15 protein-coding genes are annotated in these 25,399 nt (G+C 72.8%); 7 read left to right on the forward strand and 8 right to left on the reverse strand.

Going from position 1 to position 25,399, the window contains the following annotated elements; all coding sequences use genetic code 11:
- Positions 1-169: 169 nt before the first annotated feature.
- From AB0K67_RS11355 to AB0K67_RS11370, 4 genes are all read left to right on the forward strand, one after another.
- Complete coding sequence (locus AB0K67_RS11355) at positions 170-2,416, forward strand: pectinesterase family protein (RefSeq protein WP_364056634.1); 2,247 nt, start codon at positions 170-172, stop codon at positions 2,414-2,416.
- Positions 2,417-2,502: 86 nt separating this feature from the next.
- Complete coding sequence (locus AB0K67_RS11360) at positions 2,503-3,321, forward strand: helix-turn-helix transcriptional regulator (protein WP_364056637.1); 819 nt, start codon at positions 2,503-2,505, stop codon at positions 3,319-3,321.
- Between the two features lie 466 nt (positions 3,322-3,787).
- On the forward strand, positions 3,788-4,639 hold the full coding sequence (locus tag AB0K67_RS11365; RefSeq protein WP_364056640.1) for an oxidoreductase: 852 nt from the start codon (positions 3,788-3,790) through the stop codon (positions 4,637-4,639).
- Positions 4,640-4,648: 9 nt separating this feature from the next.
- Complete coding sequence (locus tag AB0K67_RS11370; RefSeq protein ID WP_364056643.1) at positions 4,649-5,371, forward strand: SDR family oxidoreductase; 723 nt, start codon at positions 4,649-4,651, stop codon at positions 5,369-5,371.
- Positions 5,372-6,064: 693 nt separating this feature from the next.
- On the opposite strand, the gene AB0K67_RS11375 is transcribed toward AB0K67_RS11370, so the two are convergent.
- From AB0K67_RS11375 to AB0K67_RS11385, 3 genes are all read right to left on the reverse strand, one after another.
- Positions 6,065-8,776 (reverse strand): hypothetical protein, encoded by a 2,712-nt coding sequence (locus AB0K67_RS11375; protein WP_364056646.1) that lies wholly within the window; start codon positions 8,774-8,776, stop codon positions 6,065-6,067.
- 440 nt (positions 8,777-9,216) lie between these two features.
- Entirely contained in the window at positions 9,217-10,062 is an 846-nt protein-coding gene (locus tag AB0K67_RS11380; RefSeq protein ID WP_364056649.1) for a discoidin domain-containing protein, read from the reverse strand.
- Positions 10,031-11,032, reverse strand: coding sequence for a hypothetical protein (locus AB0K67_RS11385; protein ID WP_364056651.1), 1,002 nt, complete (start codon positions 11,030-11,032; stop codon positions 10,031-10,033). Before AB0K67_RS11385 ends, AB0K67_RS11380 begins: the two co-directional genes overlap by 32 nt.
- A gap of 365 nt (positions 11,033-11,397) precedes the next feature.
- Here AB0K67_RS11385 and AB0K67_RS11390 point away from each other — a divergent pair, with 365 nt between their 5' ends.
- The gene (locus AB0K67_RS11390) at positions 11,398-12,405 is read left to right on the forward strand and encodes a hypothetical protein (protein WP_364056654.1); all 1,008 of its coding nucleotides are present in this window, start codon (positions 11,398-11,400) and stop codon (positions 12,403-12,405) included.
- 347 nt (positions 12,406-12,752) lie between these two features.
- On the opposite strand, the gene AB0K67_RS11395 is transcribed toward AB0K67_RS11390, so the two are convergent.
- From AB0K67_RS11395 to AB0K67_RS11415, 5 genes are all read right to left on the reverse strand, one after another.
- Complete coding sequence (locus AB0K67_RS11395) at positions 12,753-14,909, reverse strand: translation factor GTPase family protein (protein WP_364056657.1); 2,157 nt, start codon at positions 14,907-14,909, stop codon at positions 12,753-12,755.
- 400 nt (positions 14,910-15,309) lie between these two features.
- On the reverse strand, positions 15,310-15,570 hold the full coding sequence (locus AB0K67_RS11400) for a hypothetical protein (protein ID WP_364056660.1): 261 nt from the start codon (positions 15,568-15,570) through the stop codon (positions 15,310-15,312).
- A 186-nt stretch (positions 15,571-15,756) separates the two neighbouring features.
- Positions 15,757-18,264, reverse strand: coding sequence for a PEP/pyruvate-binding domain-containing protein (locus AB0K67_RS11405; protein WP_364056663.1), 2,508 nt, complete (start codon positions 18,262-18,264; stop codon positions 15,757-15,759).
- 1 nt (position 18,265) lies between these two features.
- Positions 18,266-18,985 (reverse strand): helix-turn-helix domain-containing protein, encoded by a 720-nt coding sequence (locus AB0K67_RS11410; protein ID WP_364056666.1) that lies wholly within the window; start codon positions 18,983-18,985, stop codon positions 18,266-18,268.
- 68 nt (positions 18,986-19,053) lie between these two features.
- Positions 19,054-24,219: a tetratricopeptide repeat protein gene (locus tag AB0K67_RS11415; protein WP_364056669.1), complete on the reverse strand. Its 5,166-nt coding sequence runs from the start codon at positions 24,217-24,219 to the stop codon at positions 19,054-19,056.
- Positions 24,220-24,341: 122 nt separating this feature from the next.
- Here AB0K67_RS11415 and AB0K67_RS11420 point away from each other — a divergent pair, with 122 nt between their 5' ends.
- Both AB0K67_RS11420 and AB0K67_RS11425 read left to right on the forward strand, forming a co-directional pair.
- Positions 24,342-24,887, forward strand: a complete 546-nt coding sequence (locus AB0K67_RS11420; RefSeq protein ID WP_364056672.1) for a hypothetical protein — start codon at positions 24,342-24,344, stop codon at positions 24,885-24,887.
- Between the two features lie 57 nt (positions 24,888-24,944).
- The gene (locus AB0K67_RS11425; protein WP_364056675.1) at positions 24,945-25,340 is read left to right on the forward strand and encodes a hypothetical protein; all 396 of its coding nucleotides are present in this window, start codon (positions 24,945-24,947) and stop codon (positions 25,338-25,340) included.
- Positions 25,341-25,399 lie beyond the last annotated feature (59 nt).

The following is a 25,399-nucleotide window of genomic DNA, read 5'->3' on the forward strand; positions in this document are numbered from 1 at the left end:
CCTCCGCCCCCTCAAGAAGCGGTTGCAATCGCTTGTTGCTGCAACTTCGCCTCGGAAGTGCAGTTTCACTGCAGGCCATTGACGAAGTGAGGGCTTTCGGCGAACGTTTCATGCAAACGATTGCCGCACGTCCCGAGGTTGCGCCATGCGACTTCCGTCACTCCCCCCATTGATCGCCCTGACGGTGATCGCCGCTCTCACCCCCCTCTCCCCCGCCACCGCCGCGACCGCTGGCAGGTCCACGATCGTGGTCGCCGCCGACGGCTCAGGCGACTACACGACCGTGCAGGACGCCGTGGACGCCGTGCCCTCCGGCAACCGGCGGCCGGTCACGATCCTGGTCCGCAAGGGCACCTACCGGCAGAAGGTCGTCATCCCGGCCGACAAGCCGTACATCACGCTGGCCGGCGACACCAAGGACCCGCGCGACGTGGTGCTCACGTACGACGTGTCGGCCGGCACGCCGAAGCCGGACGGCTCCGGCACGTACGGCACGTCGGGCAGCGCGTCGTACACGATCGAGGCCCCCGACTTCACCGCCCGCAACCTCACCTTCGAGAACGCCTACGACGAGGCCGCGAACGGCAACAGCCAGGCCGTCGCGGTCAGGACGACCGGCGACCGGCAGGTCTACGACAACGTCAGGTTCCTCGGCAACCAGGACACGCTGTACGCCAACACCCCGTCCGCCACGACCGTCGCCCGCCAGTACTTCCACAACTGCTACGTCGAGGGCGACGTGGACTTCATCTTCGGCCGCGCGACGGCGGTGTTCGACCGCTGCGTCATCAAGGCGCTGAGCCGGGGCAGCTCCGACAACAACGGCTACGTGACCGCCGCCAGCACCGAGATCACCAACCCGTACGGCTTCCTCATCTACCGCAGCCACCTGACCAGCAACGCGCCGGCCCGCACCTTCCATCTGGGCCGCCCGTGGCCGGCGGGCGGCTCGACCACGGCACGCGGGCAGGTGCTGGTGCGCGAGTCGTGGCTCGGCCAGCAGTTCAAGGACGCGCCGTGGACCGACATGTCGGGCCTGAACTGGCGGGACGCCCGCCTGTCCGAGTACCGCAATCACGGCCCCGGTGCCACCGTCAACGACGACCGCCCGCAGCTCGACCCGCGTGAGGCCGCGAAGTACACGCCTGAGCGCTACCTGGCGGGCCGCGACGGCTGGAACCCGGTCCGCCGGCCGAGCCCCGAGCCCAGGCCAGAGCCGGGCCGCGAGGTGCTGCCCAAGGGCGACGGCTGGGCGGCGGCCACGACCGGCACCACCGGCGGCTCGGCCGCCCGTCCCGAGGACGTGCACGTCGTCACGAACCGGACGCAGCTCATCGCCGCGCTCGGCGATCCCGCCGACAACACCCCGAAGATCGTGTACATCAGGGGCGCGATCGACGCCGACACCGACGCCGCGGGCAACCCGCTGACCTGCGACGACTACGCCGTGGACGGCTACAGCCTGGAGGCCTACCTGGCGGCCTACGACCCGGAGGTGTGGGGCCGCGACCGGGTGCCGTCGGGGCCGCTTGAGGATGCGCGCCGGGCGTCGTACGCGAAGATGGCCGAGCACGTCACGATCACCGTCGGTTCCAATGTCACGATCATCGGCCTGGGACGCGACGCCGCGCTGAAGAGCTTCGGCCTGCGCATCACGAACGCCGACAACGTGATCGTCCGCAACCTCACCATCACCGACACCGCCGACTGCTTCCCGCAGTGGGACCCGACCGACGGCGAGGAGGGCAACTGGAACGCCTCCTTCGACAACGTCGAGGTGTCCGGCTCGACCCACGTGTGGCTCGACCACAACACGCTGAACGACGGCGACAACCCCGACTCCGGGCAGCCGCGCTACTTCGGCCGGCCGTACCAGGTGCACGACGGGCTGCTCGACGTCGTACGCGGATCCGACCTCGTCACGATGTCGTGGAACCACCTCAGCGGCCACGACAAGGTGACGCTGATCGGCAACACCGACGACCCGGCACGCTACGACGAGCAGGACAAGCTGCGCGTCACCCTGCACCACAACTACTTCGAGGGCCTCGGGCAGCGCACGCCCCGGGTGCGGTGGGGACGCGTGCACGTCTACAACAACTACTACCGGGGCGGCGACACGCACGCGTACAGCATCGGCGTAGGCGCGGGCTCCAAGGTCTACGCCGAGGCGAACGCGTTCGACGGCATCGCCGCTGACAAGGTGCTCAGCGTGTTCGGCGGCACGGCCATCACCGCCAAGGGCAACCTGGTGAACGGGCGGACGGTGGACGTGGTGGCCGCGTACGAGGCCGCCACCGGCACCACGCTCGGCCGCGACGTCGGCTGGACCCCCGAGCCGGCTCCGCGCATGCACCCGGCGAACGCACTGCGGGGTCTGGTGCCGGCGGGCGCGGGCGCCGGCCACCGCCTGTGAACCCCCAATGATCGGCTCTGAGGGTGGGAGTATCACGCCCACCCTCAGAGCCTGTGAACAGGGCGTTCCTGGCCTAGCCTGAAGGCATGGAGACGGAGAACCTGCTCGGGCAGTTCCTGCGAGCGCGCCGCGAGCTACTCCAACCGGAGGACATCGGCATGCCGGTCGGCGCGCGCCGCCGCGTGTCGGGGCTGCGCCGGGAGGAGGTGGCGCAGCTCGCCGGAGTCAGCACCGACTACTACATCAGGCTTGAACAAGGCCGCGAACGGCACCCGTCGGACCAGGTGGTCGACGCGCTCGCCAGGGCGCTGGAGCTGGACGACGACGCCGCGGCCCACCTGCACCGCCTGGCCCACCCGGCCGTGGACAACCGCCGCACCGCCCGCGGTCCTGAACGCGTCGGCGACGCCCTGCTGCGCATGATGGCCGCCTGGCCGCAGACCCCGGCCGTGGTGCTGGGGCGGCGCCTGACCGTACTGGCCGCCAACACCCTGGGCAAGGCCCTGTTCGCCGGCCACACCTACAGCGACGACCTGGTACGGCTGGTCTTCCTCGACCCGGACGCGCGGACGTTCTATCCCGACTGGGAGCGAGCCGCGCTCAACACCGTGGGTGCGCTGCGCGCGAACATCGGCACCGACTACGACGACCCCGACCTGATCGAGCTGGTGGGCGAGCTGTCGCTGAAGAGCGCCGAGTTCCGCGAGCTGTGGGCCCGCCACGACGTCCGCCAGAAGACCCACGAGACCAAGCGAATCCACCACCCGCTGGTGGGCGAGCTGATCCTGCACTACGAGTCGCTGACCGTGAACAGCGCACCCGGCCGGCAACTCGTCGTCTACCAGGCCGAGCCCGGCAGCCCGTCGGAGGAGCGCCTGTCGCTGCTCGGCAGCCTCACCGCCTGACCCGCCTGTTTCCCTGCCTTGTGACCCGCCTGATTCCCGGCCCGATGACCCGCCTGATTCCCGGCCCGTGACCCGCCTGTTTCCCGGCCCGATGACCGGCACCGCTCGGCCAGATGCCCTGACCGGGCTCGGCCAGACGCCCTGACCGGCGCCGCCTGAGCCTGGACCGGGCGCTAGCCGCCGTCACATGCGTGCCTGACCGGCGCCGGATCCACATAGCCACCCGCACCGTCATCACCCGCACCGCTATTTGCGCGACCGCGGCATGACCGCCGCGTCGCCATCCCGGCATGCCCGCGTACCCGACGGCACGTCGGTTCGTCTGCCGCTGCGACGTACGAACCGGATGCACCGCCACGGCGACGGGTTCGCCACAACGACCACACAACGACCCACAACAACTCACAACGACTCACAACGACAACGAACGCGCCACGACAACAACCGCATTGGAGCTTCGCATCACATGAGCAAGCAAGACGGAACCCCTGTCTGGTTCATCACCGGATGCTCGTCCGGCCTGGGGCGGGCGCTGGCCGCCGCCGCCCTCGACCGAGGTCATCGAGCCGCCGTCACCGCCCGCTCGCCCGAGCAGGTCGCCGACCTGGTGGAGGCGCACGCCGGCCGCGCCATCGCCCTGCCTCTCGACGTCACCGACCGGTATCAGGTCGCGCGGGCGGTGGCTGCGGCGGAGTCGGCGTTCGGGCGTATCGACGTGCTGGTCAACAACGCCGGGTACGGCTATCTCGCCGCCCTGGAGGAAGGCGAGGACGACGAGGTCAGAGCGCTGTTCGAGACGAACGTGCACGGCCTGGTCGACGTCACCAAGGCCGTGCTGCCCGGCATGCGCGCCCGCCGTACCGGCCACATCGTGAACATCTCGTCGCTGGGCGGCCTGGCCGCGTTCGGCGCGACCGGCTACTACCACGCCACGAAGTTCGCCGTGGAGGGGCTGTCGGAGTCGCTCGCGGCCGAGGTAGGGCCGCTCGGCATCAAGGTCACGATCGTGGAGCCGGGCGCGTTCCGTACGAACTGGTCCGGGCCGTCGATGCGGCAGTCCAAGATCCGCATCGACGACTACGACGAGACGGCCGGTGCCCGGCGCGCGTCCACGCTGGCCACCTACGGCAAGCAGCCCGGCGACCCCGACCGCGCCGCCGCGGCGATCATCACGGCGGTCGCGTCGCCGGAACCGCCGCTGCGGCTGCTGCTCGGCAAGGCCGCCTACGACATCGCCACCGACCGGCTCACCACGTTGCGGGCCGGTTTCGACACCTGGCGCGAGCTGACGCTCAGCGCCGACTACCCGGCCTCCTAGGAGGAGACAGTGAGCAAGATCGTTCTCATCACCGGCGCGAGCAGCGGCATCGGCGAGGCCACCGCACGCCGCCTGGCCGCCGACGGCCACATCGTGGTGCTCGGCGCACGCCGCGAAGACCGGCTCGCGGAGATCGCGAAGGCCATCGAGGCGGACGGCGGCACCGCCGACGTCCGGCGGCTGGACGTGTCCGACCGCCAGGACGTCGCCGCCTTCGCCGACGAGGTCTTCGAGCGGTACGGCCGCATCGACGTGCTCGTCAACAACGCGGGCGTGATGCCGCTGTCCCGGCTGGACGCGCTGCTGGTGGACGAGTGGGAGCGGATGATCGACGTGAACGTTCGCGGCCTGCTGTACGGGATCGCCGCCGCGCTGCCCCACTTCAAGCGGCAGGGCTCGGGGCACTTCGTCACCGTCGCCTCGATCGGCGCGCACCAGGTGGTGCCGACGAGCGCCGTCTACAGCGGCACCAAGTACGCCGCCTGGGCCATCACCGAGGGCCTGCGCCAGGAGATGGACCCGTCGATCAGGGTCACCACGATCTCGCCCGGCGTCGTGGAGTCGGAGCTGGCCGACTCCATCACCGACCCGGGCGCCCGGGAGATGATGCGCACCTATCGGGCGAACAGCATCTCGCCGGACGCCATCGGCGGCGCCATCGCGTACGCCATCGGCCAGCCGCCCGACGTGGACGTCAACGAGATCATCATCCGGCCGACCCGGCAACGCTGAGACCTCCTTACCCACCCCTCATACGCCGCCCGCCTCCGTGGGAGTCACGCATCCGGCGGGCTTCACACCGCGCGCACGTGGCACTGGCCGAGGCTCAAGCCGAACCCACCCGCCCCGACCTCCGCCACCGGGCGTGCCCAACGCCAGATCGCCCCTGCGCCACTCACCCGGCTTCGGGCGGCCTCGCACCGGAGCGATCTCGTACCACCGGCACCCGCCCTCGGGCGGGCGTCCTTCCGGCAGGTCCCACCGGTCGCGGCCGGTGTGCGCAAGGGCGTCCCTTCGCCCCATCGCCGCGCGCTGTTTCACAGCCGCGCACTGTCGTTCCAGCTCCGCGCACGCCGCCCGCGCCTGGCACTGGGCGGCGCGCGTCCTCCCGGCAGCTCCCGCGCCGCCCGCACCTGACGCCAGGCGACGCGCGCCCATCCGGCAGATCCCGCCGCCCGCACCCGACACCAGGCGGCGCGCGCCACCCAGCAGGCCCCACACCGCCCACACCCGACACCAAGCGACGCGCGCCCATCGGCAGGTCCCGCTCGGCTCGCGCCTGGCACTGGGCGGCCCCGCCTTCAACACACCCTGTGCCAAGCCCACCTCCGGGCAGGGGCTCAGGAGGTGTGCCACGGCCTCGAGGGGTTCGCCTGGAAGGGCGGCTCGGCCGGCGGGTGGGCGTTGCCAGGTTCCTGGAGCCGGTCAGAGGTGGGGGCCGCTGTGCGGGAGGCCCTCGCCTTCCGGTTCGAGCGCGTACGCGATGCCCGCGTCGACGTCGCTGTCGAAGCCGGTGCGGTAGGCCGCCGCATACGCGCTGTCGCCGAGGGCGGCCCTGGCGTGCGTCTCGCACGCTCGCCTGGCCGCCACCCACTCGGGAACGCTGGCCTGCGCCTGGCCGTGGTTGCTCCACACTCGCTGGGCCAGCCCGAGCAGCCGGGCCGCGCGCCCGGCCTGCCCCGCCGCGCCGGCCGCCAGCGCCAGCAGATCGACGGTCAGCCCGATGCCGAAGCTGTCGTGCAGCCGCCGCTTGGTCCGTAAAGCCGCCTGCCCGTAGCGAACGGCGGCGGCCAGCCGTCCGCTGCTCAGCTCGGCCTGTCCGCGCAGGAAATCGCCGTGGGAACGCATGAGCTGCTCGCCGCGCCCGTCGCACAGCGTCCGCAGGTCCTCGAGTACGGCGATGGCCTCGTCGAGCCGCCCGGCCACGGTCAGCGCATGCGCCCGGCACAGCAGTGCGAGCAGGCCGGCGATGGTGGGCGGCTCGTCGTTCCACCGGTCGCGGTACGCGGGCTCTGACTCGGCCAGGACTCGCGCCAGGTCGCCGCGGATCACCCCGGCGGCCGACCTGAGCGCCCTGACGCAGGTGGCGGCGTACGCGCCGAACCCGCCCGGGACCAGGGCAGCACGCCCGTAGATGCCCGCGAGGTCACCGCCCGTGACGGGGTAGCCGCGAGTGCCCGCATGGCTGTAGCTCGCGGTAGAGGCCCCAGGAGCACCGGCGTCGCCGTAGATGCCGGCGCCATCGCCGGAGGTCGCAGCCGGACCTTCGAAAGCTGCGCGCGCGTGGCCGCCAGAGGTGGCAGCCGAACCGCCGGAAAGCGCACCTGGACCACCGAAGTTCACAGCCCAATCCCCGGGGGTCGCGGATAGGCCGCCAGAAGTCGCGGCCGCATCGCCGGAGGTTCCGGGCGGGCCACCAGAAGTCGGGGGCAGGCCACCGTAGGTCGAGGACGGACCTCCGGGAATCGACGCCGAGTCACTAGAAGCCGCAGGCGGGTGACCAGTAGTCGCGGACGGCTGGCCGGGAGGCGCAGGCGAATGGCCAGAAGCCGCGGACACCTGACCAGGCACCACAGACGAATGGCCAGAAGCCGCGGACACCTGACCAGGCACCACAGACGAATGGCCAGAAGCCGCGGCCACCTGACCAGGAACCGCAGGCGGATGGCCAGGAGTCGACTGGGGATCGCCGGAAGTCGTGCGCAGGTCGTGGGCGACGGTGGCGATCTGGGTGGCGCGGGTTTCGGCGCCGTGGGCGTCGCCCTGGGAGGCGGCCAGCAGGCCATCGGCCCACAGCGTCTGTACGAGGGCGGGTTCCGGGCGCCGGGCGAGGGCGAGCGCCTGCTGGAGGTAGTGGCGGCCCTCCTTGGCGTGGCCGCAGCCGTACCAGAAGAAGGCCAGCACGCCGGCCAGCTCGAGTGCGGGCGTGGCGTCCTCGGCGGCCAGCGCCACTTCAAGCGCCGCCCGCAGGTTGTCGTGTTCGCCGACCATGCGGTCGTACCAGGAAAGCTGGCCGGGCCCCAGCCAGCCGGCGGCGCCCTTGATGGCCAGCGACAGGTAGTGCTCGCGGTGGCGCTGCTTGAAACGTTCCTCCTCGCCGAGGTCGCGCAGCCGGCGGGCGCCGTACTCGCGCAGCGTGTCGAGCATGCGGTAACGCTCACCCGCGCCGGTCGGCAGCCACGTCAGCACCGAATCCTCGGCCAGGGCGTCGAGCAGCAGCCCGATCTCGGACTCCGGGAGCCGCTCGTCGGCGCACACCCGGCGGGCGGCCTCGGTGTCGAAGTCGCCGGCGAACACCGACAGCCGCGCCCACAGCAGCCGCTCGGCGGGCTCGCACAGCTCGTGGCTCCACCCGACCGCCGTGCGCAGGGCGCGGTGCCAGGGCGGGTCGTGCGGGCTGCCGGGGTCGGCGTCGAGGGCGGCGAACCGGTCGTCGAGCCGGTCGGCGAGGTAGCTGACGGGCAGGTCGCGCAGCCGGGCGGCGGCCAGCTCGATCGCCAGCGGGATGCCTTCGAGCCGCCGGCACAGGCGTACGACGGCCTCGGGGTTCTCGCTTCCCAGGTCGAAGCCGGGCACGACGTCGGCGGCGCGCTCGGCGAGCAGCGTCACGGCGTCGCCCACGAGCGCCGTGGTGCCGGCGGGCGGGACCGGCAGCGGCTCGATCACGACCAGCGTCTCGCCCGCCACTTCGAGCGGGCGGCGGCTGGTGGCGAGCACGCGCAGCCCCGGTACGGCGGTGAGCAGCGCGGCGACGACCTCGCCGCAGGGGCCGGCGAGGTGTTCGCAGGAGTCGAGGACGATCAGCAGCTCGCGTCCGGACAGGTGCTCGGCCAGCACCTCCGTCATGGGCCGGGCGGTCTGGTCGGCCAGCCGGAGCGCTCCGGCGATCGCGTGCGGAACGAGACCTCCGTCGTTCAACGCGGATAAACCCACCAGCCAGGCTCCCCCGCCGAACTCGGACCGCAGCTCGGCCGCCGCACGCAGAGCCACGCGTGACTTGCCGACGCCGCCGATGCCCGTGAGCGTCACCAGGCGGGAGTGGCGCACGGCGGTACGCACCACGTCCAGCTCGGCGCGGCGGCCGACCAGGCTGGTCAGCTCGGGTGGAAGGTTGCCCGCCTGCCACTTGCCTGCCATCGCGATCGCCACCCATCCGGCCGGGAGTGTGACAGCAGCTTGCCCCACGACGGCCTGCTCGGTCACCACAGGTAAGGGAGCAACTACTCCGCTGCTGGAGATGGTCCGCCCGGGCTGCGGGTGGCGTCAAGAGCGTTCCCCTTCCGGCAGGGGATCGGCAGGGGATCGGCAGGGGAACCTGCCGATCCGGCCGTGGAGGACGGAGAAAACGCTCGGCGGAGGGCTCGCCCACGGGCGTGCGCGATGGGTGAGGGGCGGGCGTTGGGAACCGGCGCCCGCCCCAAGTGAGGGGCGAGCGTGGGAACCGGCGCCCGCCCCAAGTGAGGGGCGAGCGTGGGAACCGGCATCCGCCCCAGGTGAGGGGCGGGCGTCGGGAACCGGCGTCCGCCCGGGGTGAGGGGCGGGGGCGCGCCCGCGGGCCTGGGCGCGCCCCCGCTTTCTCAAGTCCCGTAGGCCTTGACCTCCAAGAGGCCCACGGAACTGGTCCCGTTGCCGGTGAGCAGCACCCGCAGGCGGGTGGTGTTCACGGCGGTGAAGGTGACGGTGTTGTCGGCGTCCTTGGCCAGCGTGTACGCCGACGCGCCCGGCACGTCCGCGTACGCGCTGCCGTTCCAGTACTGCAGCTTCCACGACGCCGGCATGTCGATGCCCTGGTCGTCGTCGAAGAAGTACACCTCGGCCCGGTTCAGGGTGCGGGCGGACGGCCAGGTGAGCTCGACCCACTGCTGCCCGGTCTCCGGCCAGCGGCCCCAGCGCGGGTTCACGGTGTCGTTGGAGGAGGGCGGGTCGATGCCGTCGTTGACGGCGGCCACGCTCTCCCACGGCGAGGTGTACGACGCGGTGGCCACGGCCGACTGCGCGAGGTTGGACGGCTGCGGGGTGCCGCCGCCGCGGTTGTGCACCTTGATCTCGGTGAGCCCGGTACGCGCCCCGGAGACGGCGTTGAACACCACCCGCATCCGCTGAGCGTTCACGGCGTTGAACCGCACCACGTTGTAGTTGCCGCGCGGCGTCGCCGGGTTCTTGACCTGGGAGGAGGCGCTGACCCAGGTGCTGCCGTCGTGGTACTGGACGTCGTACGAGGCCGGCGCCCGGTAGGTGCCGCTGGCCTGGCGGCTGTCCTTGAAGTACAGCCGTACCTCGTCGAAGGTGCGGGCGGAGCCGAAGTTCAGCTCGTACCAGTCCTGGCCGGCGGTGGCGGTGCCGCCCCAGAACGGCTCGTTGATGGGGAAGCCGTCGACCGCGGTGGTCACGTCACCGGTGGCCGGGTCCCACGTGAACGGCACCAGGTCCGAGACCGTGGCGGCGCGGGTGCCGTTGACCGTAGATGGAGTAGCCCTCGGGCACGCCCGGGTAGCGGACCACGCCGTCGGCCGGGTCGTCCCAGACGATGGTGAGGTCGGCGTTGCGGTAGCGCAGGTTGTTGACCGTGAAGTGGGTCCAGCCGATGTGGATCGGCGACAGCTCCACCTTGGCGTCGTTGCGCGGCCGCAGCCCGGCGACGTCCTCGGTGATCGTCCAGTTGCTGCTGCCGAGGATGTTGTGGTGGATCCAGGAGCGGTACGTGATGGAGGAGCCGTTCCAGTCGGCCCAGAACTCGTTGGCGTCGGGCCACTGGGTGTTGCCGCCGATGTACTGCGCCCAGGCGTTCCAGGAGAGCAGCTTCTTGTACCAGGTGGCGTCGATCCACTCGTTGGGGTAGTTGCGCAGCACCGACGACAGCAGGCGGAACTGCACGGTGGAGTTGATGGTGGAGAAGTTGTTGCTGCCGGTGCCGGAGGCCGCCTTGTCGGCCTGGTTGGCGGTGTAGAAGGGGAAGATCGGGTACTGCGCCGGGTCGTCGAACAGGCGCAGCGCCTGCTTGTACGTCGCGGTGTTCGGGATCGCGCCGACCGCGAACGGGTAGTAGTTGTTGATCTCCTTCCACGGCACCCACTCGTTGGTGGACTTCAGGCGGTGCTCGAAGAGCTGCCGGTTGGGGTTCCAGAGAACGTTGAGTATGGCGTTCTGGATCCGGGTGGCGAGCGTGCGCATCTCGTTCGCCTTGGCGGTGTTGCCGGCCGCCTCGTACGCCTGCGCGGCGAGGAGCGCACCGCTGTACTGGTAGGCGGACTCGGCGCGGTCCATCCTGCCGGGCTTCCAGTGGAACGACACGGCGTCGGCGGTGGTGATCGGCGGGCCCGCGAGTGCGGGCCGCGGAGTGCCGAGGAGGAGCAGGAGTGCCGCGGCGACGGCCGCCGCCCATCGTCGTCTCATGTGGTGGCCCCTAGCTGGTTTATGTGAGCGCTAACATCATGGATTCGAGACTCCCTCAAAGGTTTTCGGGAAGATAGATCGGGCCGGTCAAGGCCGTCAATGAGCCGTTGCAACGTCCTGCATGTGCTCTGACATGCTCGATTCGGTGACCATGGGCGCCGATCTGGCGGCTCATGCTTGTTCACATTTTCGTATCACCGAAAAGGCTTTCGGTGTGTCGGCTGAGATCCCTTCGCGCTTGGCAATGGTCTTCGGTGCGTTTGCGCAGGTCAAAAGGGGTGGAACGGGGTGCGCGGCGTTGCCGGGAAGGTCGCACTTCTCGTGAGAAATTCCGAACAGTAGCTCCTGACCTTGAGGGACGTCTCATGGGACACGATCACCAGGACCGCCAGGTCAGCCGGCGACGGCTCATCACCGGCATCGGCTCGCTCGGCCTCGGCGGCCTCCTGACCGCGGGCGACCCCCGCGCGGCGGGCACGGTCGCCGACAGCTCGGCGGCGGGAACGGTCACGGGTAGCACGACGGCGCGGTCCGGCGACGGACCGGCTGCCCGGACCGGCACCGGATCGGGCGCCGGCTCCGCGACCGGCACCGGATCGGGCGCCGGCTCCGCGACCGGGACCGGCAGTGGAGCGGCCTCCGGCGCGACGTCCGCTGTGGGGCCCGCCGCCGGGTCCGCAGGCAGCGCCTTCGATCCCGATACGCACGCCAAGGCCCAGGCGCTGCTGTCCAAGGCACAGATGTGCAAGCTGACGCCCGGCACCAAGCAGGGCCCCTACTACTTCGAGACCGGCTCCGTACGCAGCGACCTGCGCGAGGACCGGCAGGGCGTGCGGCTGCGGCTGGCGCTCAAGGTGCAGGACGGCGCCACCTGCCGGCCACTGCCCGGCGCGGCCGTCGAGGTCTGGCACTGCGACGCCTCCGGCCTCTACTCCGGCGCCGAGCGGCAGTCGCGCCTGGTGCTGACCGGCGGGGACAAGGTGCGGGTCAGGCCCGGCACCGTGTTCACCGACATCACCCCGTCCGACGGGCGGCGCTACCTGCGCGGCGTGCAGCTCACCGACCGCGACGGCATCGTCCGCTTCACCACCATCTGGCCGGGCTGGTACCCGGGGCGTACCGTGCACGTTCACGTGATGGTCGTCGTCGGGGACCACCGGGCGCTGTGCACCGAGATCATGTTCGACGAGAAGCTGAACAGGAAGGTGCTCGCCACACCCCCGTACCGCGCGGGACACAAGCGGCCCAGGGACACCTTCAACGGCAACGACCCGATTTTCAGGGACGACATGCTGGCCTACGTCGTCGAGGACGGCGACGGCTACCTCGCCGCCGCCGTCCTCGCCACCGACCACGACGAACGCCCCGTCTGACCCACAGCGGTCGCCCGACCCACCTTCCGGTCCACACCGGCGCCTGGGCCGCCCCGGCATCCGGCCCACCCTCGATCCACACCAGCGCCCGGCCCGCCCCGGTCCACACCGGCGTCCGGCCTGCCCCGGCATCCGGCCCGCCCCCGGTCCGCACCGGTTGCACGGCCCGCGCCAGGTCCGCACCGGTGTCCGCCCCCTACGCGCGTCCGGGCACGCGCCGGAGCCCGGCGCCTACGGGTGGCCGGCCCGCGCATGGGCAGGCCCGGCTCGCACGGGTGCTCGGCTCCTGATGGGTGAGCCGGCCCGCACGCGAAGCCGCGCCCGCGTTCGGCCTACCCCCGCGCGGGCTACACCCGCCGCACGACATGCAGCAGGTACTCTTTCCTGTCGAGCGGGTTGTGGTCGGTACGTGGGCGTTCGGGGATCGGGCCGCGTACCGGCTCGTAGTGGGAGAAGGCGGACTCCAGCACGCCCTCACCCCGCGTCAGCCCCGGCAACCGCCGCTCCAGCTCGTGCACCCTGGCCGCCGGGATCTCGCCTTCCACCAGCGCCGCATGCCGGGTGCGCGGCACCGCGCCCAGCCTGGTCAGCACCGGCAGCACCGAGCTGAGCAGGTCGGGCGGCAGGTCGAGGCGGAAGCTGTGCATCGGCTCGTACACGGTGGTCCCGGCCTGGCGCAGCGCCGCCATCAGCACCAGCGGCACCAGGTTGCGGAAGTCGCCGGCGGTGCTCGACATGCTCTTGTCGAAGACGCCGCCGGAGTGGCTCTGCCTGGCCCAGTAGCCCGAGTGGGTCAGCGTGACCACGCAGTCCAGCACCTCCCAGCCGTGCAGGCCCTGCTTGAGCGTCTCGCGCACGGTCTCCTCGACCGTTCGCATGAACGCGTACGGCAGCGATCCCAGCTCCACCTCCAGCCGGAACTTCACTCCGCTGCCGGGCGGGCCGGGCTCGACCCGCAGGCCGACCGTCGCGAGGAACGGGTTCGGCTCCTTGCCGATCAGCTCGTACGCCGCCCCGGTGCCCGACGGGCGCTCGACGCAGATCGTGGTCGTCTCGCGGAACGTCACCTCCAGGCCGTACTCCTCGGCCAGCGTGTCCTGGATGACCTCCTTCTGCACCTCGCCGTAGAGCGAGACCGACACCTCCTGGCGTACGTCGTCCTGGCGCACCGCGATCAGCGGGTCCTGCTCGGCGAGCTGCGCGAGCGCGAGGTGCAGCGCGGCCCGGTCCTGCGGCCGCCGGGGCACCACCACGGTCTCCAGCGTCGGGGGCGCGAAGTACCCACCGCCCCCGCCGTCCCTTCCAGGGGCGGGGCCTGGGGGGCCGGGCGGGATGGCACGGCGGGACTCGGCGTGACCGTTGAGGCCCGGGCCAGGGTGGCCCAGGGGGTCGGCGCGGTGGGCGCCGGAATGACCGTTGAACCGCGAGCCGGCGTGGCCGGGCGGGACGGCGCGACAGGACTCAGCGTGACCGTTGAGGCCCGGGCCAGGGTGGCCGGCGAGGTGGACGGGGTCGCAGATGCGGACGTCCGTCAGGCCCCAGACGCGGGCGATGCGGCCCGCGGGCACCTCCTGCCGCCGCTGGTCCGTGCCGGAGTCGAAGACGCTGATCGCGGTGACCCTGCCCGCCCGATCTCCGAAGCGCAGCCGGTCGCGGACGCGCAGCGTGCCGCCGAACATCCGTACGTACGCGACCTTCTCCCCCGCCGGGCCCCGCTCGACCTTGAAGACGGTCCCCGACGGCGGCCCTTCCGGGTCGCCGGGCGCGGCGGGCAGCAGCTCGTCGATGCCCGCCATCAGCGCCTCCACCCCGGCCCCGATGATCGCCGAGCCGAAGAACACCGGGTGCACCGCGGCCTGCGCGGTCTGCGCCCGCAGCTCAGCGCGGAGCCGGTCGGGGGTGATCGAGCCCTCATCGGTCACGTACGCGGCCAGCAACGCGTCGTCCCGCCGGGTCAGGACGTCCAGTAGCCGGTCGGTGAAGGCGGGCTCGCCGTCGTACGGGGTGAACCCGGCCTCGGGAGTGCCGAGGTTCGCGGTCGTGCCCATGGGGACCACGGCCGGCGAGATCTTGACGGCCAGCTCGGCGAGCACGTCATCGGCGCGGGCGCCACGACGGTCGATCTTGTTGACGAAGACGAGCGTGGGGATGCCGAGGCGGCGCAGCGTACGCATGAGCACGCGCGTCTGCGCCTGCACCCCCTCCACGGCCGAGACGACCAGAATGGCGCCGTCGAGCACGTTGAGCACCCGCTCCACCTCGGCGATGAAGTCTGGGTGTCCCGGGGTGTCGATCAGGTTGACGGTGGTGCCGCCGACAGCGAACGAGACGACGGCCGACTTGATGGTGATGCCGCGCCGGCGTTCAAGTGCCAGGACGTCGGTCCTGGTGGTGCCGTCATCGACGCTGCCGGCCTCGTCGATGGCTCCGGCGGCGTACAGCAGCCGCTCGGTCAGGCTGGTCTTACCGGCGTCTACATGCGCCAGAATCCCCAAGTTGAGCACACGCAACGAACGTCATGTCCTTCGGTGAGACGACTCCTTCTTGCTGGGAAGACATGACAGTTGTGCGCATTTCCGCTCCTCGGGTCGGCCGGATCGCGATCCAGCACACCAAACGAGCACGACAGGCGGCAATCGAATTTCCGGTCTGGGCGCCTGCGCGCATGAAGTTTTCGGCCCCGCGGCTCCGCGGCTCCGCAGCCCCGCAGCCCCCGCGGCCCCCGCGGCCCGACAGGCCCCCAGTCCTTCGGCCCTCAGCCCGGCTGACCCTCACTCCCCCGCCCCTCGGCCCGGCTGACCCTCAGTCCCTCGACCCGACAGGCCCTCAGTCCCTCAGCCCGGCTAACCCTCAGCCCTCAACCGTGCTAATCCTCAGCCCTCAGCCCGGCTAACCCTCAGTCCCTCAGCCCGGCTGGCCCTCGGTTACCCAGCCCCAGCGGGTGCGGAGCCAGTTCAGCGTGGCGCGCCGTGACTGCTCGCGGCGGTCCTGGAGGTGCGGCGCGTGGGCGGGGCCGGGTTGCGCCGCCGTGCGCGTCCAGTAGCCGGCCAGCGCCACCAGCAGCGCGTCCACCTGCTCAGGCGGCGCGTCCCTGCCCAGGGGATGCGTGGTGAAGACCTCCTCGGGGTCGGGCTCGCCCAGGTCGGACTCCAGCAGCAGGCACACCAGGTCGGTCCAAGGCGGTCCGGCGCAGGCGCGGCCCCAGTGCGAACATGGCCATCTGGAACAGCGCGCAGTACTCCTCCGGCTCCCGTTCGTCCTCGAAGTTCGACTCTTCGATCACGCCATTCACGGGATCACACGCCGGCGGCCGAGACAACCGGTTCGACGCGGCTTTCCCTGCCGGATGCGCTACCGGAGCACCTCGACGGTGCCGCGTTCGCCGTCCACCCTGATCCGGTCGCCGTCGCGCACCCGCATGGTCGCGTTGCCGGTGCCGACGACGGCGGGGATGCCGAGTTCGCGGGCCACGATGGAGGCGTGCGACAGCGGCGCCCCCATGTCGGTGACGACGGCGGCGGCGCGGGGGAACATCGGGGTCCAGCCGACGTTGGTGAGCGTGGTGACGAGTATCTCGCCGGGCTGAAGCCGGTCGCCGTCCTCGGGCCCGGCGATCACGCGGGCGACGCCCTCGACCACGCCGGGCGCGCCGGGGAAGCCGGTGATGGCATCGCTCTCGGCCACGGAAGGCGCGGAAGGCGCGGTGGCGCGGGCGTCGTACAGGTCGGCGCGGCGGGCGGGGTCGGCGGCCCAGCGTACGGGGTCGAACGGCCCGACGATCAGCGCCGGGTACGGCGGCAGGGCCGCATACCGCTCGTACGTGGCCCGCCGCGACGGCACCTTCTCCAGGACGGACCGGTCGCCGCGCAGGAGATCGAGCAGCTCGTCCAGGTAGAGGTAGAAGACGTCGTCGCCGGCCCCGGACAGCTCGCCCGCCCGTACGGTGAAGGCGCGCAGCACCCAGAACGTGCGGACCGATTCGGAGCGTGCGGATTCCCGGTCGCGCACGACGGCGCTCCACCGCCGCACCCGCGCCCGCATCGGGGCGGCCTTGCGCGGGTGGCTGCGGGCGAAGCGGGCCCACGCCTCCTCCCTGGCGGCGCGCTGGCGTTCCAGCAGCGCCTCGGTGTCTTTCCGCAGGTCGCGCAGGCCGGCGAGCTGGGCGTCGATCCACTGCGCGTCCTCGCCGGGCCGCGGGAAGGACACCTCGAACTCGTGCGGGCCGCGATGCCCGTACGTGCGGGCGAACTCGTCCCTGCCGATCTCGCCGGCGGCCAGCTTGGACAGGCCGGTGAGCAGGCCCATGCTGGCCAGCCCGCCGTCGGCGTTGACGCCGGTCAGCATGGCTTCGGCGTCGATGTCGCCGACCAGGTCGCGCAGCCGGTGGCGGGTCATGACGAGGGTGGCGTTGCCCTGACGTCCTGCGGCCTCCAGCATCTGGAAGGAGGTGACCGCGTGCGGCCTGATCTCGCGTTCCCACAGGTCGGCCAGCTCGACGGGGGTGGCGGTGGCGGCGACGCGCTCGCGCAGCTCCTCGCACCGGGCGGGCGAGGCGGCGAGGAACGCGTGCATGGTCTTGATGTTGCGGCGGACGCGCCGCCGGATGCCGACGGCCACGGGCAGCACCCGCCTGATGATCTCCCACCGTGACAGGCCGACCAGCGGCACGTCCAGGCCGGGCGGCAGCTTGCCGAAGGTCTGCTCGATCGCGCCGAGCAGCCGCCGCACGCCGATGGCGGTGGCGACGGAGTGGACGACGCTGAGGTTCATGTAGAACCGGCCGCCGATGTTGCCGACGAGGTCGAAGCCGGGCAGGGTGCTCGCCGACATGGCCTCGGCGATGAACAGCCGCACGTACGACCAGGTGATGGGGGTCATCACGTCGGGGATGGCCTCGCCCAGGTTGCCGCCGGTCCACAGGTGGCCGCCCTTGAGGCTGTCGTTCCACTCCTCCAGCGGCGCGGGGAGCCCGGTGATGGGGCGGGCCTGGACGATGGCGAACGCGCCGTCGCGCCTGGCCCACTCGATGTCCATGGGGACGCCGTACAGCGCCTGGATGCGGGCGCCGAGCCCGGCCAGCGTCTCGGCTTCGGCGTCGTCAAGCACGGGCGCGGCGCGCCGCTCCTCGGGGACCGGGCGCTCCTCGGTGCCGGTGGCGGTGCGCACGGTCATGACCTTCTTGTCTCCGGTACGCGACTCGGCGACCCGGCCGCCGCGCACCGTGATCACGTCGGGCGTGACCTGCCCGCCGACGACGGCCTCGCCGAGCCCCCACGAGGCGTTGATGACGGTCGCGTCGCGGTCGCCGCTGACCGGGTCGGCGGTGAACAGCACGCCGGCCGCGTCGGCGTCCACCAGCTTCTGGACGACGACGGCCAGCGCCACGTCGTCGTGCGGCACGCCCTGCCGGTCGCGGTAGGCGATGGCGCGGGGGTTCCACAGCGAGGCCCAGCACCGCCTGACCGCGTCCAGCAGCGCGCCGGGGCCTTTGACGTTGAGGAAGGAGTCCTGCTGGCCGGCGAACGACATGCCGGGCAGGTCCTCGGCGGTGGCGGACGAGCGCACGGCCACGGGCACACCGTCGCCGAGCTCCGCGTACGCGCGCAGGATCGGTTCCGCGAGCCGCTCGGGCACCTCGCGGGCGGCGAACAGCGCCGGGATCGAGCCGGGGTCGCCGGCGGCGGCGCGCAGGATCTCGTCGCGGAAGCCCGCGACGAACGCGCGGTAGGCGTCGGTGGTGATGCAGAACCCACCGGGGACGGGCAGCCCGGCCCTGCTCAGCCGGGCCAGCGACGCGCCTTTGCCGCCGGCGGTGGCGAGGTCGGCGGCGGGGTCGTCGAGGGGGAGCACGGCGCGCATCTCATGCCTCCAGGGAAAGGGCCAGCTTGCGCTGGGCGGCCTCGGCCATGCCGTCGAGAAGGCGGCGGGTGGCGAGCGCGACGACCTGCTCGCCGCCGGGCGGCAGCGGTTCGCCGATGCCGAGCGCCCGGTCGATGGTGGTGGCGACCAGCTCGGCGATCCGCTCGTCGGGCAGTTTCGCGTCCTCGGGCCTGACGTCCGGCAGGAACAGGAACCCGTAGACGATCGAGGAGATGACGATCACCTGGTCGCGCGGCTCTCCGTGGACGGCGCCGATCGCGGCCAGCTCTTCGACGTACGCGTCGAGCGGCCCGCCGAGCGGGAGCTGCGGCCCGCTCTCGCGCTTGCGGCGGGCGAGCTTGCCGAGCACCTCGGAGTCACCGCGCAGCATGGCCCGCATGAGCGGCCTGCCGAGCAGCGTCAGCGCGAAGCGGCCGAACAGCTCGCCCGGCGTGGTGAACCCGCACTCGGGCTCGCGCTCGCGCAGCTCGGCCACCATGTGAACCCGCTCGCGCCGCAGCAGCGCGGTGAACAGCTCGTCGCGGGTCTTCCAGTGCAGGTAGATGGTGCCTTTGGCGACGCCGGCGCGCTGGGCGACGTCGTCGATCGTGGTCTTGTCGTACCCCCACTTGAGTATCAGCTCGGTGGCCGCGTCGAGGATCCGGTGCGCCCGTTCCAGCCGGCGCGCCGGATCCTGCGGTGGCCGTCCAGCCCTGCCCATGATGAACTCACCTCATTTGTTTGACCAAATGAGGTTATTCAGTCATTTAATTGTGCGCAAGCGGAGGCTCACCCGATCTTGCTGAGCAGCGCCTCCGCTTCGGGGGCGAACGACGGGTCGCCGGTCTCGACCGCCCTGGTCAGCAGGGTGCGGGCCAGGTCCAGGTCGCCGCGCTCGTACCGGATCTCGCCCATGCGGCAGGCGGCCTCGGCGACCAGCTCGGCCTGCTCGGTCAGCCCCAGCGTCAGCTCGTAGAAGCGCAGCGCCCCGTCGCGGTCGCCCAGCCAATAGCACAGCTCGCCGAGGTGCGCCGCCGCGAGCCCGGACTCGGAGTCGCCCGAGTCGATCACCCGCTGGTACCAGGTCAGCGCCTCGGGGAAGTCGCGCTCGCGCTTGGCCAGCGCGCCCAGGTACATCGCGGCCAGCGCGCTGATGTGCCCGTCCGCCTCCTCGGCCGCCCTGCGGTACCAGGCGCGCGCCTGCGCCGCGTCCTCGTCGTGGTACGTCTGCCCGAGCGCGATCATCGCCCGTGCCGCGAGGTCGGCGTCGCCGGACTCCAGCACCCGCAGGTAGACCTCGCGGCCCTCGTCCACCCGCCCGGCGTCGGCGAGGCGCTGGGCGTACAGGGTGAGCGCGGTCGGATCGCCGTCTCGCGCCGCCTCGCGCAGCGTGCGCAGCGACGCCTCCAGGTCGCCCTGCTGCTCCTGCAGCATGCCGAGCAGGCCGCCGAACACGCCGCGCGCCGGGCTTTCGGCGTCGCGCGCCTGCCGCTCGGCCAGGGAGTAGACGGCCTCGGTGTCGCCGTCGGCGTCCAGCAGCTCCAGGAGCCGCCCGTCCGCGACGAATCGCACGTCGGGGTCGTCGTGGCGGCTCAGCCGCTCGTACGTCTCCCGCGCCCGGCCCTTCTCGCCCAGCTCGGCCAGCCGCTGAGCCGCCTCCAGCTCCGCGTACGGGCCGGTCCCGGCCAGCGCGAAGTAGCCGGGCACCGCGTCGGGGTCGGCGCACCGGCCGCCCAGCGCGCGGGCGGTGTCGGCGGCCCGCTCGCCCATCAGCGCGAGCGCCCGCTGCGCCAGCGCGTGCTCGCCGCGCTCGCACGCCTCGTGCGACAGGCCGGTCAGCGACTCGATCCCCAGGTCGTCCACGGGGGTGCCGAGGGCCAGCGCGAACGCCTGGGCGGCGGCGCCGAGGTCGCCGTCCTCGTACGCGAGCACGCCGAGCCGCACGCCCGCGCGGCCCACGGCGGCCGGGTGCCGGGAGCCCGCCGCGACGCGCAGCTCGCGCGCGGCCCCTGCGCGGTCGCCCAGCTCCTCCAGCACGCCCGCCAGGTCCACGCGCAGGGAGGCGGCCAGCTCGCCGGGCGCGGCCTCGACGCCCCGCGCGAACGCGGCGGCCGCCTCCTCCTTGCGGCCCCTGAGCGCCAGCGAGGCTCCCCGCGCCCAGTGGCCCGTGGCCGCCGTCTCCGGGTCGCCGCTCTCCACCGCCAGGGCTGCCTCGGTCTCGAGTGTGTCGTGGTCCTGCTCGCGTACGAGGAGGGTGAGCAGCTCGCGGCGGGACTCCAGGTCGCCGCTCGCCGCCGCTCCCTCCAGCACCTCGCGGGCCCGCTCCGGCTCGCCGCGCTGCTGGAGCAGCCGGGCGGCCAGCGCTCCGGTACGGGGCAGCCCGGCCATCGCGGCCTCGACCGCGCCGTCCAGGTCGCCGCGGCGGTGGCGGACGATCGCGATGTCGTGCCAGGCCACGGCCGCCGCCTCCGGATGCTCGGCGGCCCGCAGGAAGAACAGCTCGGACCTGCAGTGGTCGCCGTCGGCGGCCAGCAGCGCGCCGAGCTCGAACGCGGCCCTCGCCTCGCCGTCCGCGACGAGCGGGCGCAGCAGCCGCTCCGCCTGGTCCCTGTCGAGGTCGGTGGCCACGTCCAGGACGTGACCGACCGCCTCGTCGCGTTCGGGCCCCTCGGGGATCTCGGCCAGCAGGGCGTGCACGCGGGCCACGTCACCGTCCCGCAGCGCGAACAGCAGCGCCGCCAGCGGACGCGAGCCGGTCAGCTCGGCCAGCGCCGCCTCCGCGCCCGCCCGATCGCCCTCGGCGTCCAGCACCCACGGCAGCTCGTCGGCCGCCGCCCTGCCGAGCAGGTGCCGCGCCGTCGCCCCGACCAAGCGCTGCGCCCGGCCCTTCGCCGGCACCGCCGTCCTGCCGTCCGGCGACGACGCCGTGCTGCTGCCCGTGGGCGCCGCCGTGCCGCCATCCGCCGCCGGCATCGATTCTTTGCCTTCCGCAGGCGCGGACGTGCCGGCGTCCGCCAGGGCCGCCGCGCGTTCCAGCGCGAACTCCGCCGACTCGGCGTCCCCGGCGGCCCGCAGGCTGCGGCCGGCGACGAGCATGGTCTCCGCCTCCGAGCCGGGGTCGAGGGCCGCCGCGCGTTCGAAGGCCGCCTTGGCCTCCTCCAGCTCTCCGGTCTCGGCCAGCAGCACGCCGAGCAGGCGCTCCGCACGCGCCGTCGCGGGCACCCGCCAGGGGCCGCGCACGTCCGCGCCGCGCTCCGGAGCGCCGTCCTGCAAGACAGCGCCGTCCTGCGAGACAGCGCCGTCCTGGGAGGCGAGGTCCCGGGAAGCGGGATCCTGGGAGGCGGCAGCGTCCTGGGCGGCGGCGGTCAGGGTGGCGAGGGCCGCAGGGGCGTCGCCGCGTTCGTGCAGCCGCTCGGCCACCAGCACCGGGCCGTCGGCGCCGAACGAGGCGGTCAGCCGCTCCAAAGCGTCCGGCACCCGGCCGGCGTCCACGAGCGTCCGCCCGAGCAGGAGCGCCGCGTCCCGGTCGTCGCCGGGCAGGCGGGAGAGCACGTTCACGGCCTCGTCGTGCTCCCCGAGGTCGTGCAGCAGCGCACCGGCCGCACGCAGCGCCAGCCGGTCCAGCTCCTCGTCCTCGCCCAGCCCCGCCAGGTACGCCATGACCGCCCCGCGCGGATCGCCCGCGTCGCTGCGCAGCGCGCCGAGCAGGCAGGCGGCGTGCTGGCGCGGCACCGGATGCCCGGACTCGACCGCCAGCGACAGCGCGCCGTCGGCCGCCTCGATCTCCCCGAGGTGCCGCCAGGCGCCCGCGCACTCGATGGCCAGCCGGGTCGCCATCGACCCCGCATCGCCCTCGGGCATCGCCCGCGCGGCGGCGGCGAAGTCCCGGTCGAGCACCAGCCTGCCGAACCCGCTCAGCTCGTCCGTCCCCAGGTCGAGCGCGGCCCGCGCGCCCGCCACGTCGTCCAGCCTGAGCCGGGTGACGGCCAGCGGCAGCGCGGCGCGCTCCGTCTCGCCCTCGGCGATGAGCCGTTCGTGCAGCCGGCAGGCGGCGAGCAGGTCGCCCTGCCGCTCGTAGATCTCGGCCAGCGCGGCGGCGGCCTCCAGCCGCAGCCCGCGGTGCGGGCCTTGGAGGACGCTTTCGTACGCCGCCCGCGCCCGCCCGGGATCGTCATCGGCCACCAGCCCGCCGAGCGTGGCGCCCACCCATGGGGCCAGCGCGGGATGCCCGTCGGCGTAGGCGCGTTCCAGCAGCTCGGTGGCCTGCCGCCGGTCGCTCAGCACCTCCTTGCCGAGCACCGCCGCGTACGACAGGGCCAGCGGGTCACCGCTGTTCGCCGCCGACAGGAACAGCTCGGCCGCCTCGGACGGGTCGTAGCCGGTGGAGACCAGCACGTGCGCGAAGACGGCGGTGCCGAGCGCCGCGACGGCCGGATCGAGGTGCTCGGTGGCGGCGCGGTAGCCGTGCAGGCCCTCGTCCCTGCCCAGCCACTGGTGGTCGAGCAGGGCGTTCAAGACGGGGTGCGGCTCCTCGCCGGAGGCGTGCAGCAGCTGCAGCAGGACCGCCGCCTGGAAGCCCTGCGGCACGTCGTCGCCCTCGGCCACGTACGTCAGCAGCTCGTCGGCCTGCTCGGGGTCGCCCTCGCGCAGCTCGAGCCCGGCCAGCGCGACCATGGCGCGCGGCGCCTGGACGGGCGCGCCGGAGTCGGCGGCACCGCGCAGCAGCCGCCTGGCCTCGGCCAGGTCGCCTTCGCGCAGCCTGGCCAGGCCCTCGTCGACGTCGTTGAGCGCCTGCTCGGTCACGGGGTCTTCGGGCGGCCGCCGCCGGGCGTCGTGTTCGAGCAGCAGCGTGGCCTTGAACGCGGTGTCGGGGTCGGCGTTCCCGGCCGCCAGCCTGGCCAGCTCCATGGCCTCGTCGCGTATCTCGGGCCGCTGCTCGATCAGCATGCCGAGCAGGGTGACGCAGGCGGAGGACCATTCGCACTCGCCCGCCTCCAGCACGGCCCTGATCGCGGCCAGCGCGGGTGCGCTCTCCCCCGCCTCGGTGTGGAGCTGCGCCAGGCAGGCCTGGGCCTGCAGGGCGTGCTCGCGATGGCCGCTGGCGATGACCCGGTTGAAGATCGCCCTGGTCTCCTCGTCGTCGCCGAGCTGCGCGGTGACCTTGGCCAGCTCGATGAGGGAGGGCAGCCGGACCTCGGGGTCGGGGTGCTCGGCGGCGACGCGGTAGGCGGCGGCGGACTCGGCGTACTCGCCGAGATCGACGAGCACCGCGCCGAGCAGGTTGTGCGCCATGGCGCGGTGGTCGGGGGTTCCGACGGCGATGGCGTGCTCGCAGACGGCGCGGGCCTCGGCGAAGTCGCCCGCGTCGGCGTACATGCGGTAGAGCTGGAACGCGGCCAGCGACACCACTTCGGGGTCGCCGCAGGTCAGCAGCGCGCGGTAGTCGTCCTCGGTCTCTGCGGCGTCGTACAGCTCCTTGGGCGGGGCCTGCGCGGGCGGGAACTCGGGCAGCTCGAGCCGGGCGGCCAGCTCGGCCACGGCGGGGCTGTCACACCGGCGGGCCCGTTCGAGCGCCTCCTGCGCGCCCGCCGCGTCGCCGAGCTGCGTGCAGACCAGGACCAGCGCCGTGTCGGCGAGCGCGGCCACCTCGAAGTCGGCGCCGTCCGAGGCGATCATCAGCACGCGGTGCGCCGCCGCCCACTCCTTGGCGTTGACGAGCATCATGCCCATCGCCATGGCCGAGCGCTGCCCGAACACCGGGTCGCCCGACTGGATCACCGCGCGGTGCGCCGCCTCCGCGCCGTCGAGATCTCCTTGCTCCTGCAACAAGCCGGCCAGCAGGTGGGACGCCTCGGGGTCCCCCGTCGCCGCGATCTGCCTGAACAGCGCGGCGGCCTGGTCGAGATCTCCGGCTCTCCAGTGGCTCATGGCCGCGTCGAGCTGCTCTGACGCCATTCCTCACTCCAAAGTCATCGAATATCGTGAAAAAGCTACACATGTGTCACTCACGTCACACCGCAATTGGAGATCTCCGGTACGCCCGCGAAGCGGACGGGGAGCGCCGTAGCGTAGAGCGCATGGGCAGAGCGTTCTGGATCGACCAGGAGTTCGACAGAGACCGTGATGGGCGCTATGCCGTGCACGTGAGGAAGAACCTCGACGAGTTCGAGTGGGGCGACATCGCGCCCGTACGGTTCGCCTGCACCGCGTGGCGGCTGGCCACGCCGCCCTCCCTCGACCCCGGCTTCGTCCGCTGGGACCGCCGCGTCCTCGAGGCCACCTGCCACCGCAACACCTGGGACGGCAGCCTGTACGCCCGGGTGCGCATCGTCTCCCCGCTGCCCGAGGAGCTGCGCCGCGACCGCACGTGGTGGCGCGACCGCGGCTGGACGGGCTGGCAGGAGACCTTCGGCCAGTACGTCGAACCCACCCAGCAGGACCTCGCCCGGCTGCCGTTCCTGCGCGCGTCCCTGCTGGTGGAGGCGCCGCTGCCGCTCGACGGCCTGCCGCCGGAGCCTGAAGGCCCGCACGAGGAGGTCGAGCAGAGCGCACACCGCGCGGTGACCGTGCTGGCCCGCGAGCTCGACGCCCTCGTCTCCCCGGTGCTCGCCCAGCTCGGCTGACCGGGCGTCTCGGGAGCCGCGCGCATGCGCGATCCTCCGCCGGGTAGCGGCAGGCGCATGAGACCGGTGATCGCCGTATCGGCCCTGACCCTGCCCCTTGCTCTGGGCGCGGGGACGGGCTGCGCCGTGGACACGGCCGCTCCCGCGCGCGCCGCGCTGCGCTTTTACGCCGCGCTCTCCGCCCACCGGGAGGAGGCCGCGTGCGCGCTGCTCGCCCGCAGGACCGCAGAGAGACTCCCCGACCGGGGCCAGAGCTGCGCCGACGCGCTGCGCGAGCTGCGGCTCGGCCCCGCAGGCGCGGTCACCGAGGTGAGCGTGTGGGGCGACGAGGCGCTGGTACGGCTGCGCGGCGACACGCTCTTCCTGCACCGCTACGCCGACGGCTGGCGGGTCAGGGCGGCGGGCTGCACACCGGCCGGCGACCTGCCCTACGACTGCGAGGTGGACGACTGATGCGCACGGTGTTCACGGTGACCCTGCTGCTGATCGCGGCCGGGCTGGTCTGGTTCTTC

The organism is Nonomuraea sp. NPDC052634, from assembly GCF_040678535.1.
In the GTDB taxonomy this organism is placed as follows: Bacteria; Actinomycetota; Actinomycetes; order Streptosporangiales; family Streptosporangiaceae; genus Nonomuraea; species Nonomuraea fastidiosa.